Source organism: Natrialba aegyptia DSM 13077 (assembly GCF_000337535.1).
In the GTDB taxonomy this organism is placed as follows: domain Archaea; phylum Halobacteriota; class Halobacteria; order Halobacteriales; family Natrialbaceae; genus Natrialba; species Natrialba aegyptia.
Genome location: NZ_AOIP01000038.1, coordinates 20,356 through 32,606, shown reverse-complemented (window position 1 = coordinate 32,606; position 12,251 = coordinate 20,356). Strand labels below are relative to the sequence as shown.

General features: G+C 58.7%; 12 protein-coding genes and 1 pseudogene. 9 read left to right on the top strand and 4 right to left on the bottom strand.

The genetic code is table 11. The features are described from left to right. Positions 1 to 711 precede the first annotated feature (711 nt). A pseudogene (locus C480_RS16690) lies at positions 712 to 1,574 on the top strand (IS5 family transposase). Here the strand turns inward: C480_RS16690 and C480_RS16685 are convergent. Next, entirely contained in the window at positions 1,567 to 2,073 is a 507-nt protein-coding gene (locus C480_RS16685; protein WP_152424079.1) for a M48 family metallopeptidase, read from the bottom strand. The pseudogene C480_RS16690 and the gene C480_RS16685 sit on opposite strands and share 8 nt — an antisense overlap. A gap of 613 nt (positions 2,074 to 2,686) precedes the next feature. On the opposite strand from C480_RS16685, the gene C480_RS16680 reads away from it, so the two are divergent. Beyond that, entirely contained in the window at positions 2,687 to 3,658 is a 972-nt protein-coding gene (locus C480_RS16680) for a deoxyhypusine synthase (RefSeq protein ID WP_006666790.1), read from the top strand. A gap of 104 nt (positions 3,659 to 3,762) precedes the next feature. Here the strand turns inward: C480_RS16680 and C480_RS23655 are convergent, their stop codons facing one another. Further along, on the bottom strand, positions 3,763 to 3,942 hold the full coding sequence (locus tag C480_RS23655; protein ID WP_152424078.1) for a DUF7511 domain-containing protein: 180 nt from the start codon (positions 3,940 to 3,942) through the stop codon (positions 3,763 to 3,765). 707 nt (positions 3,943 to 4,649) lie between these two features. Between C480_RS23655 and C480_RS16675 the strand changes: the two genes are divergently transcribed. Then, positions 4,650 to 5,591 (top strand): ABC transporter ATP-binding protein, encoded by a 942-nt coding sequence (locus tag C480_RS16675; RefSeq protein ID WP_006666788.1) that lies wholly within the window; start codon positions 4,650 to 4,652, stop codon positions 5,589 to 5,591. Positions 5,592 to 5,620: 29 nt separating this feature from the next. Here the strand turns inward: C480_RS16675 and C480_RS16670 are convergent, their stop codons facing one another. Next, positions 5,621 to 6,808 carry a COG1361 S-layer family protein gene (locus C480_RS16670; protein WP_006666787.1) on the bottom strand — a complete coding sequence of 396 codons (1,188 nt, stop codon included), beginning with the start codon at positions 6,806 to 6,808 and terminating at the stop codon, positions 5,621 to 5,623. A 175-nt stretch (positions 6,809 to 6,983) separates the two neighbouring features. On the opposite strand from C480_RS16670, the gene C480_RS16665 reads away from it, so the two are divergent. The 5 genes from C480_RS16665 (at position 6,984) to C480_RS16645 (ending at position 10,527) form a co-directional block, all read left to right on the top strand. Beyond that, positions 6,984 to 7,784, top strand: a complete 801-nt coding sequence (locus tag C480_RS16665) for an ABC transporter permease (protein WP_006666786.1) — start codon at positions 6,984 to 6,986, stop codon at positions 7,782 to 7,784. Positions 7,785 to 7,826: 42 nt separating this feature from the next. Continuing rightward, positions 7,827 to 8,252 (top strand): universal stress protein, encoded by a 426-nt coding sequence (locus tag C480_RS16660; RefSeq protein WP_006666785.1) that lies wholly within the window; start codon positions 7,827 to 7,829, stop codon positions 8,250 to 8,252. Positions 8,253 to 8,391: 139 nt separating this feature from the next. Further along, positions 8,392 to 8,577 (top strand): hypothetical protein, encoded by a 186-nt coding sequence (locus C480_RS16655; protein ID WP_006666784.1) that lies wholly within the window; start codon positions 8,392 to 8,394, stop codon positions 8,575 to 8,577. 88 nt (positions 8,578 to 8,665) lie between these two features. Next, positions 8,666 to 9,304: a phosphoribosyltransferase gene (locus C480_RS16650; RefSeq protein WP_006666783.1), complete on the top strand. Its 639-nt coding sequence runs from the start codon at positions 8,666 to 8,668 to the stop codon at positions 9,302 to 9,304. 125 nt (positions 9,305 to 9,429) lie between these two features. Continuing rightward, complete coding sequence (locus C480_RS16645) at positions 9,430 to 10,527, top strand: sensor histidine kinase (protein WP_006666782.1); 1,098 nt, start codon at positions 9,430 to 9,432, stop codon at positions 10,525 to 10,527. A gap of 173 nt (positions 10,528 to 10,700) precedes the next feature. On the opposite strand, the gene C480_RS16640 is transcribed toward C480_RS16645, so the two are convergent. Beyond that, the gene (locus tag C480_RS16640; RefSeq protein WP_006666781.1) at positions 10,701 to 10,982 is read right to left on the bottom strand and encodes a PadR family transcriptional regulator; all 282 of its coding nucleotides are present in this window, start codon (positions 10,980 to 10,982) and stop codon (positions 10,701 to 10,703) included. 147 nt (positions 10,983 to 11,129) lie between these two features. Here C480_RS16640 and C480_RS16635 point away from each other — a divergent pair, with 147 nt between their 5' ends. Further along, entirely contained in the window at positions 11,130 to 12,059 is a 930-nt protein-coding gene (locus C480_RS16635; protein ID WP_006666780.1) for an NAD-dependent epimerase/dehydratase family protein, read from the top strand. Positions 12,060 to 12,251 lie beyond the last annotated feature (192 nt).

Below are 12,251 nucleotides of genomic sequence, written 5' to 3'. Positions count from 1 at the left end.
GCAAGTGACCCGGGAACGGGTCCAGTGGACGCCTGGACTACACGTACACACGGTCGCATCTGCACGCCGGTAGACGGCCGGCCTGCATTGACCCTTCCCACTCACGCTTACGCGGAGTGGTGCATCAGTTCTTTGTTGGGATCAAATCGTTGTAGCGTCCATTACTTAAGCGCACGGATTCGCTTTGTCCAAGAGAGACGCTCACAGTGGACAACGATCGAATCCATCACAGTAGATGAGTGCTCTTGTGGCGTGCGTAGGTGAGGAAACGTGCACACGCTTTCACGACGTATTTAACTCGCTGTAGACGGCGTGTTTACAGATAGAGGTGACAGCGCATAGTACTCACTGCTACCGCGATCGGCGGATAAATACGGGTGTGAGTTCCCATAGAATGACTCCGAGTCAGTCTTCGTTTGCCATCCGTGACAGGTTCTCGATACTATCTTCAGTTGCTGGGTGCGTTTTGAAGAAGTACCGAAGCCGTTTCTCTATCTTCCAGTGGAGCGGTTCTACACTCCCTTCCGGACCAAGCAGAACCGGTTCTTCCGGTTCCAGCGGTAAGGTCGATAACGAGGAGACGGCAGACACAGTCCGGAGGTCGTGGTCAAGCGTCGTCGTAATTCCCTGGTCGGCTCTGGTGAATCGCCAGAGTACGTCGAGTTGATCCGTCAGAACTAGGGAGTTGAAGCGGGAAACCGCGGATGCTCTATGTCCAAAATCTCCCGCTTCACCGGGAAGGTCGTGACGTTGGCTAAAAATGCTGTTGGTGGTCGAGGCGAATCCGCCGCCCCGCAGGGTGGCGGCGGATTCGCCGACTACGCCGTCGTTTCGCTGCATTGTCTGCGGATTTACTTGGAGAAGTCCTACCGCGAAGCGCTCGATCTCTTGAGCGAGATGCCGCAAATACTGGCAGAGATCGGCCTTGAGAAAGCCGATCTCCCTGATCACTCGACGCTAGTGAAGGCGTTTGACAGGATCAAGATGGAAGTCTGGCGAGTGCTGTTGCGCCTGTCGGCGCAACTGCACGAGCCATCTGGTCACGCGGCGATGGACGCGACGTTTTTCGACCGCGAAAGCGCCAGCAAACACTACTGCCGTCGGACGAATTATCGTGTTCAGACGCTCAAAACAACCGCTATCGTCGATACAGCGTCACAAGCTGTCCTCGACGTTCACTGCACGACCAAGAAACGTCACGACACGCAGATCGGCTGGCAACTCGCCCGCCGCAACGCGGGCAAGTTGCACAGCCTCGCCGCNCCCGCCGCAACGCGGGTGAGTTGCCCAGCCTCGCTGCCGACAAAGGCTACGACTGGCAACGATTACGTGATAAACTCCGGGAAGAGGACGTAAGGCCGCTGATCAAGCATCGAGAATTCCGTCCCATCGATCACGCGCATAACGCGCGGATCGATGAGACTCTCTACGGCCAGAGAGCGTTGTCTGAGGCCGTCTTCTCGGTGATCAAGCGCACGCTCGGCGACGCCGTGCGTGCGCGAAGCTGGTATCGTGAGTTCCGTGAAATCGTCCTGATGTGTGTCGTCTACAACATCAAGCGTGCCGTCAACTAGCGAAATCAAGATCCGTATGGCGATTCACCACGGCCCCCTGGTCTAATCGCTCAAGAGCAGTGGCGAGGGCTGCAGGGGGGCCCGTTATTTCGACAGCGGATCGATCTGCGACTTGCTCTCTCACCCTCGCGAGCCCCGCGATAATCACGTTCCCGACGAACCAGACACCAGTTGAAAGAATCGCAAGCGGAACGGTGATTATGATCCAGCCGCCGCTTTTACTGAAGTCAATAGCCTGTGATCGAAGCCCATCAGCTAAGACAACCGGGACCGAAGCGATCGCCATCACCATTGCATCCCAGTTTTTTACGTGAGCGAGTTCATGTGCGATCACAGATTCGAGTTCTTCAGCGGTGGCGAGCGAATCGAGGGTTCCTTGCGAGAGAACGAGATGAACAGTTTGTGGGCGAAGACCTACAGCGACGGCTTCGGGTGTATCACGATCAGAGAGGGCGAGTGTTGGGACTGGAATGTTGAGTTGCGTAGCGACCTTCGTCATCAACTGGTATAATTCTAGAGCGTCCGCTGGACGAACTGGTTCAGCATCGGTGAGGTGCTCGACGGTGGGTTGCTGGATGTATTCGAGGTATCTGATGGTTACGATTACCGCGCCAGTGGTGATGGCTGCTAACTGTGGCCACTCCAAGACCGAGATACGCAAACAATCCGTAGAACGTAGCCCAAATGCCGACTAGAAGGGCACCCGTGATGCAGACAAGTGCTAGTAGAACAAACACCATTTGTAAATAAAGCCGAGCAACGAGAGCGCGTATACTGCTGAAAAGGAACTAAAATAATAAATTACAATTAGTTATTTCTACCCCCTTCGAGGGAGAATGGTGATGTAGTGTGGTTCGTTACTCGATCAATCGACCGGTGTGGAGAGCGGGTCGCATCCACGTAGCCGTTCGCAGCGTGCAGAGAACTCCCGCAGTTGTACTCCATCGGAGCATTCGCGAAAGCCGAGAGAAAAGCGCGCAAAAATGCCATCGAACGCTGCCGTACAGTCAACAAACGACCACCAGGAGCGAACTGCGAGTCTCACGTGCGACCAAACGGACGGGTCGACCGAACCCGAGTGATTCAAACCGGACAGAGCCCTCAGTGGGTATATGACCGACGACTCACGCGACCATGTGATTCCTGGAAGCGATGAAGAACTCACTACTCCGGACGTCGAAGGATACGACTTCCGCGGCGAGTTCAACTTCGACGACTTGCTGAACTCGTACGCGACGACTGGGTTTCAGGCGACACACCTCGCGGAGGCGATCGAAATCGCCGAGCAGATGCAGGCAGACGATGCGACGGTGTATCTCACCTTCACGTCGAATATCATCTCCTCGGGGCTGCGCGAGGTCGTCGCCGCGCTGGTCCGGAAGGGATACGTCGACGTGATCATTACGACATCAGGCTCGCTCACCGAGGACGTGATCAAGACGGCAAAGCCGTTCAAGATGGGCGAATGGGATGCAGACGAAGCGAAACTCCGTGAACGCGGGATCAACAGACTCGGAAACATCTTCGTGCCGTCGGATCGGTACGTCTGGCTCGAGGAGTACCTCTATGACTTCTTCGACGACTTCTTCGCGGAGGAGAAGATCCGAACGCCGACGGCATTTGCCCGGGAGTTAGGGGAGACGTTGGACGACGAGGATTCGGTCCTGAAACAGGCTGCAGACAACGATGTACCCGTATACTGCCCTGCGTTAACTGACGCCGAAGTCGGGAACTTCCTGTATTACTACCGGCAGGGATACGATTCGGAGGTTGGTATCGAGATCCTGGACGATTACGACTCGCTGATCGAGGACGGGTTGCTCTCGGACACGACGGGGCTCATCGCGGTCGGCGGCGGGGTGCCGAAGCATCACGCGATTATGACGAATCTCTTCCGGGGGGGTGCCGACCACGCGATTTACATTTCGACCGGGATGGAAGGAGACGGGTCGCTGTCGGGAGCGCCGCCTAACGAGGCGGTTTCCTGGGGGAAGATCAAAGACGAGGAGGAGACGAACTATACGCTCGTCGAAGCCGAAGCGACGCTGGTCTTCCCGCTGCTGGTTGCAGCAGCGTTCGACTAACGTTTCGGCTGCGAGGGAGTGCTACTGGAAGGAGAATTCGAGCCGGAAATAGCTATGAGGTCGGGTTTTCGGCCGATTGAAAGCGTTCGCAGCGGGTACAGGTACTAGCGGGCCGTCTCGAGATCGATGAACGCGTCCATATCCGCCGATAACCACGCCGTGAGTCGCTCGATGTCGGAACACTCTTCGGGGGTAATCGTACACCGGTCCGATTGGTTTTCGTATCGAACGACGATCGACTCGAGGGTGGACGAGGATTCCGTCATGGCTTGTTGGTGACTCACGCTATCTTGGCCAACTCACCAGCTGTACAAAGCCACTGCTAGTTGTGATATTGAGTGGTACAGAGAGATCTAGAGGGATGCATACTAACCAATAGCATGCAGCTTCGAGACGAAAGCCATCAGGGGCCTCGTTTCCGCCTTCGTCTCCGTGGTTGATGTAACGTCCAGTCAGCGCGATTTTCTGAGACAACGAGCGGCGGTGAATGATCGAATCTTGCAAATCGCCGAGTTGCGTTAGCCGCGGGCGTGACGATCGGAAAAGAAAGGTATCGCGGAGTCTCCATGCAAAATGGCTCGGTAACGGTTCCACTCCAAAGACGATAGGAACGGGTCGTTACCCTTCGGGAGCGCTTACCCACTCCCCCTGGGTGTAGTGTTCTACCGAAAGTGGTCCGGGCGGAAGGGAGGGATCAGAATTTGACGGATTCTGTGGCGCACGTGGAGGGGAACTCGAAGAGACCTCCGAAGCGGTAGCAGCGGTAGAATTAGCTTGTCGTTCAACGATAATTCCATTTTCTCCGGCTGCAACGTGGTACGTCCCGCCTCGAGCGACACCGTTCAGTGCGGCTTCATCGGGCGTATCAGATCGCTGCCATTGGCCGGCAGATTGGCGTTCGTAGATTGGTGTCAAAGCGCCCGTGTGGCCGCTTCATCCCCGGCGGTAATCCCCTGGCACATATAAGGTTCGAGCCGTCGTCGTTTAGCGCGTGAGCAGCGCTGGTCAACACCCGATCGAGTTCAACTCTGTGACGAAGTACTACGGGGATGTCCGCGGTGTAGAAGACCTCACGTTCACCGTCGAGCGCGGGGAGATTTTCGGTTTTCTCGGGCCGAACGGGGCGGGAAAGTCAACGGCGATTCGCGTGCTCCTCGGACTGTTGAATCCCACCGGCGGTGAGGCATCCCTGCTGGGACGCGACGTTACGGATCGAAACGGACTCCGCGATGCGAAACGGCACCTCGGCTACCTCCCGAGCGACGTTACGTTCTACGGCCGCGTAACCGGCACGGAGGTGCTCGATTACTTCGCCCGGATTCGCGGTGACGCGCACCGTGAGGAACTCCTCGAACGCTTTCCCGTGCCGCTCGATCGGAACGTGAAGGCCTACTCGAGCGGAAACAGACAAAAACTCGCCATCGTCGCGGCGTTCATGCACGACCCCGAACTCGCGATCATGGACGAGCCCACATCGGGACTGGACCCGCTCGTCCAGAACGAGTTCTACGAGCTACTCGAGGAGCGACAGGAAGCGGGCCAGACGGCGTTTTTCTCCTCGCACATCCTGAGCGAGGTTCGTCGCGTCTGCGATCGCGTCGGAATCATCAGAAACGGACGGTTGATCGAACTCGACTCCGTCAAGAATATCCTCGCGGATGGCGGCACGATCGCCACCGTCCGATTGGCCGAGGAGCCGCCAGCCGCGGCGCTCGAATTCCCAGGGGTGGCACACGTCGATCGACGGGATGGCGAGTACCGGCTCGTTCTCTCACGCGAGTTCGACGCCCTGGTCCACCGGTTGAGCGAGTACACCGTGCTCGACCTGGAGGTCCGCGAGGCCGACATCGAGGACGTGTTCATGCACTTCTACGGCGGCACGGGCGAGGGCGACAACGACGACACTCCTCTGGAAAATGAGACTGGTACCTGATTCGAACTCGTCCCGTGACCGGCTCGCTATTAGCGCCGTCGGAACCACCAAATCCCCACGAGAACGAACACGACCGCGACGGCGACGAACGGGATGAGGGAGTCAGCGTCGGTGGACTCGTCGGTAGCGACGACCGAAACCGGGAGCGAAACCGGCTCCGAACTCGTGCGGTCGCCGTCGGTATCGTACGCGAGCGTCATCGCGACACTGGCGGTCGTTTCGATCGTATCCGGGGACGATTCGAAGGCGAACCGAACCGTTTCCGCGTCGCCCGGTGAGAGCGTTCCAACGTATGCTGTCGGCGACTCGCTAGACAGCGGCGGGCCGGCATCGACCGTGGCGACGACGTCCGACACGGTCTCGGTTCCGTCGTTCGTAACCCGGACTTCGTAGACGCCCTCCCCGTCGATCGGTATGTCGCTGCCGACGGGCGTCAGGTCGAAGACCGGTGCTTCCCCAACGGCGATTCCGAGCGTCGAGGGGCCACCGGTCACGATGCGTTCGTCCTCGTCGGGAGCCGCTTCGTTCGAATCGGCGGTAGTGTCCGCGTCATCGCCGGATTCATCGATGCGGTACTGAACGGTCGCAAACAGCGGATACGTTCCCGGATCAACAGTGGTAGCTACGACATCGACGTCGATGGTTGCCGTCTCGTCGGACGAGAGGTCTTCGAGGTAACGCGACTGACTCGACCGGGGCGACGCGAGCGATCCGAGAGACAATGCACCGCTCGGTGCTTGCAGCGTCACGACGATATCGGACGCCTGCCGATCGCCATCGTTCGTTACCTCGAGCGCGATTGTCGTCGCGGTTTCCGCCCGAACGGACTGGTTGTCTGCGACGGCGACGGTGACGTTGGCTTCGGGCCCCTGGACGAGTTGCGGGACCGCAGCTGACTGCTCGGTCGGTGATCCGCGCGCGTCTTCGGATGACGGCACCGTTGCAGACTCGTTTTCGGCCTCCGACGCTTGGCCGGGCGGGAGCGTACCCACGTCTTCGGTCTGTTCTGGGACCGGCGCGTTGGTATCGGTGTCAGTGTCGTTGGTGTCGGTATCGTTTTGTTGGAACTCCGCTTGCAGCGGTGAACTCGCGTCGGCCCCGGGAGCCGCTGTTGTTCCGACGGCACCGATCACGGATAGCCCGACCAACAGGAGAACCCCCGCAACGATAGCCGTCCGCCGCCGGTTCCAGCCCGGCGTTCCCGCTCGGCCCGTCATGTTCACGCTGGGACGGACGGGAACGCGATAAAGCACCTCGCACGTTCCACGGACGAACAGCCGATTACTCGACCGTTGTTGAGACAACCGATCGTTTACCGCGAGACGAGGAGTTCTGTCGCAACCCATCTATAAGGCGACGCCCGTCGTCGGAACAGCGCCGGACCGACACTTGATGTTCGAGATCACCTCGTTCGAAGCCGGTCGCCGACTCCGCGGGTCACTGCTACTCGCCGGTGCGTTGGTCGCGTTGATCGTCCTCACCGTCGCGCTCTTTCCATCGATTCAAGAGTCGGGAGCCGATCTCGACGCCTACCTGGAGTCGCTACCGCCCGAAGCGACGCGCGCGTTCGTCGGAAACGTAACGACGCTGACCACGATCGAGGGCTATCTCGTCTCCCAGCTCTACCAGTTCGGCTGGGTGTTACTGCTGGCGATCTATTACGCGTACGCCGCAGCCTCCACGATTGCCGGAGAAGTAGAGCGCGGAACGGTCGGCGTGACGTTGTCGTTGCCGGTGACGCGAACCCGGTTAGTGGTCGGGAAGTTCCTCTCGCTCATCCCCAGCGTCGTCCTCGTTAACGCGATTACGTTCCTCGTGGTCTCCCTCGGCGTCGAACTCGTCGGCGAATCGATCGATGTGGGCAACCTGTTCGCCGTGCACGCATACTCGGTCGCATACTTGCTCGCCTGCGCCGCCGTCGGTCTCCTCGCTTCCGTTGCGTTCGACTCCATTCGCCGAGCCCAGACTACCGGGGCCGGGTCAGTCTTCGGCCTGTTCTTGCTCGATACGTTCACGTTCGATACCGACTACGAGTGGGTCGGAGACATCGCTCTTTCGCGGTACTTCGACCCCGGTGCGATTCTCGTCGACGGCGACGTATCGTGGGCCGACCTCTCCGTTCTCCTACTCGCCATTGCCCTCCTCGTCGTCGTCAGTAGCGAATACTTCGAGCGGCGTGATCTCTCCGGCTGATCACAGACGGGTATTATATCGATCGGCGGTGTGTAAGTCCCTATGACAGACCGAGTTCTGGTTCCCTACGACGACTCAGCACCGGCGCGGAAGGGAATCGAATACGCGTTCGAAACGTTCCCTGACGCGGCGATCACCGCACTGTACGTCGTTCCACGACCGGAGGGATACTGGGCCGCTTTCGAATCGGATTCCCAGAAACAACACGACGACGAGAAAGCGCAAAAACGCGGAAACAGAGTCCTCGAGGGTGCACGCGACATCGCCGCCGACTTCGATGGTGAACTCGAGACGACAGTCGAGACGGGAAAGCCGGCACAGGTTATCGAGCAGGAAGCGACAGCGGGTGGATACGAGACTATCGTGATCGGCAGCCACGGCCGGGAAGGAGTCTCGCGGGTGTTGCTCGGCAGCGTCGCGGAAAAAGTCGTTCGGCGCTCGCCGGTTCCCGTCGTGGTCATTCGGTGACTCGCGTCGAAAGGAGATTCATCTCTCGACGGCGGCGGTACGGCCGTCGTACTCGGGAGCGAGTTCTTGATCGAGACCCTGGAGTTCAGGGTCGCCGATGAATGGCTTATGGCGGAGCCAGTAGTGAAAGCACCTATCGATGCACTCACAAGACGACATCCGCGACCGACTCGAAGAGATGCAACGCGCGCTGGAATCGTGTGACTACTACGATCCGCGAGCCAGCGTGCTTCGCGGGCGGATCGAAGCGCTCAAGTGGGTGCTTGCGTCGAGTTCGGCCGGCAACGAGGAACCGTCCGAATCGACGCGGGCGGCAGACGACTGAGTACTTGCCGGCGGCGTATTCGAGTGTTTTCAGATTTCCAACGGGTGATATCTACAATGGGCTGGAACCCGTAGATCAGTAGCAGCATATGTTTTCGAATCGGCAGGATGCCGGCGAACAACTCGGCGATCGGCTCGCAGCCGAGGGAGTCGACGCCGATATCGTCCTCGGCATCCCACGTGGCGCACTCCCGGTCGCACGACCAGTTGCCGACACGCTCGACGTGCCACTCGACGTCATTGTCGCATCAAAACTAAGCGCCCCCGGAAATCCCGAACTCGCGCTCGGTGCAGTCGCCAGCGACGGCAGTCTCTGGCTCAACGAGGACCTCGTCGACCAAGTCAACGTCCCACAGGAGTATATCGACGGCCAACGGGACCAAGAAGCCGATGCTGCCCAAAAGAAGGCTCACCAGTATCGAGACGACGGACGGATACCCGATCTGGCTGGCAAACGGGTCGTCCTCGTCGATGACGGCGTCGCAACCGGCGCCACTGCAATCGCGTGTCTCAGACAGATAACCGACGCCGGTGCAGCCGCCGTCATCCTCGCCGTTCCCGTCGGCTCACCGAACTCGATCGCTGAACTCGAAACGGAGGCCGACGACGTGATCGCCCTCGAGACACCGAGTGATTTCCGAGCGGTCGGACAGTACTACCGCGACTTCGGTCAGGTGAGCGACGAGCAGGCAATGTCGTATCTCGACGATGACACCGACACGGCGTAGGAGAATGCACGCGCTCTATCCAAAGTTCTCTCACGAACTACTGTATTTTTCCCCTGGTTTACAAGAAGACGCTGTGTGAGATTACGGCCGATGCTACCCGCACGTCCGACGAAAAACTACGGGCGATGTTCGAACTCGGCTGTGACCCGTTCGACCTCGAACTGGGTGGCCTCCCCCGGATCAATCCCGCGACGAACTCGTTCGAAGTCGAATCCACAAGCGCTGCTCACGACCATCTCACACCGGGGACACAGGCACCGCTCTCTGAAACGTACTGCCAACTCACCGTCGATACCGAGACGACGATCGGCGTCACAGATCCCCAGCAGGTAGACCTCGACGAAATCCTCGCCCACCAGGAGTTCGGCGTCGAGACCTATCTCGGGACCCGTATCGAACTCGAAAACGAACCCGATCAGACATTCTTCTTCATCGACTCCGACTCGCGTTCACAGCCGTTCTCGGACGCCGAACGGACCGTCTACGATCTGATGGCCCAATGGATCACGTACGAACTCGAGCAAACCCAGCGTGAACGCGAACTCGAAGCATCGAACGACCGGCTCGAACAGTTCGCCTATGCAGCCTCACACGACCTGCAGGAACCGCTTCGCATGGTGACGAGCTACCTCCAACTCCTCGACAATCGCTACGACGACGAACTCGACGAAGACGGCGAAGAGTTCCTCGAGTTCGCCGTCGACGGAGCCGAGCGCATGCGAGCGATGATCGACGGCCTGCTCGAATACTCCCGCGTCGAAACCCGCGGTGATACGCTGGAGTCAGTTGAACTCGAACGGGTCGTCGCGGACGTTCGCGAGGACCTGCACCTCAGTATCGAAGAACAAAACGCCGAACTCACCGTCGGCGAACTGCCGCGCATGCTGGGTGATGCAAGCCAGCTTCGCCAGGTCGTGCAGAACGTGCTCTCGAACGCGATCACCGACAGTGGAGAGGAATCGCCACGAATACATATCGATGCGTCACGGCGCGGCCAGAGAGGGGTTGTGTCGGTCGAGGACAATGGTATCGGAATCGACCTGGATAACCAGGAGCGTGTGTTTACGGTCTTCGATCGACTCCACAGTCGCAACGAGTACGAGGGAACGGGAATCGGGCTCGCACTCTGTGAGCGAATCGTCGAGCGCCACGGCGGCAGTATCTGGATCGACTCGGAGCCCGGCGAGGGTGCGACGGTCTCAGTTATGCTGCCGGCAGCGTGATCGATCGCTGCCGGACAGCACACTGCGGGCCGCCTATATCCATACGAGTCCAATCGCTGGTACCGCGACAACGTGAACGGAGAGACAAGATATCGCGTTCGGACTGCCAACTAGCGGAACCGAACCCGAATACCACGAATCGACGCTAGTGATCCCAGTGGCCACTCAGAGGATTAGACCAGCTCCGAAACGTACTGTGCTTCCCAGTCACGGCGATCTTCGAGTTCACGTCGACCGCGTCGCGTGACGCTGTAGACGTTCGTTCGACGGTCGGCGGTTCCCTTTTCGATCAGTCCTTTGTCGACGAGCGTGTCGAGGTTTGGGTACAGGCGACCGTGATGTATCTCGCTTTCGTAGTAGTTCTCGAGTTCGTCTTTGATTGCAAGGCCGTGTGGTTCCTCAAGTCCCGCCGCAACGTACAGGAGGTCACGCTGGAAGCCGGTTAAGTCATACATACGATTGAGTATGGAACTAGATATAATAAATATAGGGGAAACGGGACGATGAGAAATAGTGATAGCCAGTCGGGGATGGTAATAGAAAGCAAGGCGCACAGACGTGAATCCAGTAGTCCTATATGACGTATCCAGAAATCAGTACCCATGCAAGATGCACGCATCCTCGTGACGGGTGGCGGGGGATTTATCGGATCGAATCTCGCGAATACGCTCGCCGAAGAGAACGAGGTTATTGCACTCGATAACGGCTATCTCGGAACGAGTGACAATCTCGACGAGAGTGTCCAGTACATCGAGGCGGACGTACTCGACGAGGACCTGCCGACTGACGTGGACGTCGTGTATCACCTTGCAGCACTCTCGAGTCGGGAACTGCTCGAAGACAATCCGGTCCACGGGGCCCGAGTCAACGTCGATGGCTTCGTCAACGTCGTCGAACAGGCGATCGCGGACGGTTGTGAGACGATCGTATACGCCTCGACGTCGTCGATCTACGGCAGTCGAACGACGCCGACACCCGAGGACGTCGATGTCGAAGCGGCGACGGGCTACGACGCGTCGATGCTCGGACGGGAACGCTATGCGGAATACTACAACGACTTCTACGCCGACACGGACCTCACGCTCGCCGGGATGCGATTTTTCTCGGTCTATCAGGGCTACGGTGGTGCAGAATCCCACAAGGGGACGTACGCAAACACGGTCTCGCAGTTCGCCAAAAAAATCGCACAGAACACCCCTCCCGTCCTGTGGGGCGATGGAACGCAGACCCGCGATTTCACTCACGTCGACGACATCGTCCGCGGCCTCGAACTCGCCGCCGATCACGAACTCGAGGGTGTCTACAACCTCGGGACCGGCGAGTCCTACTCGTTCAACGAGATGGTTGAGATGCTCAACGGCGTGCTTGGAACCGACATCGATCCGGTGTATGAGCCGATCCCGCTGACGAACTACGTCCACGATACGCTGGCCGATAGTTCGAAGATTCGCAAGGCGACCGGTTGGGAACCGCGGATAGACTTTGAAGACGGCGTCGAACGCGTCTGTCAGCCGTACCTCGATGAGGAATAACGCAGTCTCACTGAGGACAAATAGTACGTTCAATCGACACGGGTTCGGCCCGGTCTAATCGAATCGTTCTTGAAACGTCTATTCGTCAAACGGATCAGAGTCTCATCGAATGCGATCCGCGATGGCGTCGCCGTCCTCAGAACGCGAAGCGTTCTGCTGTCGAATCATCGATTCGCCGACCGTTGGAGCGCT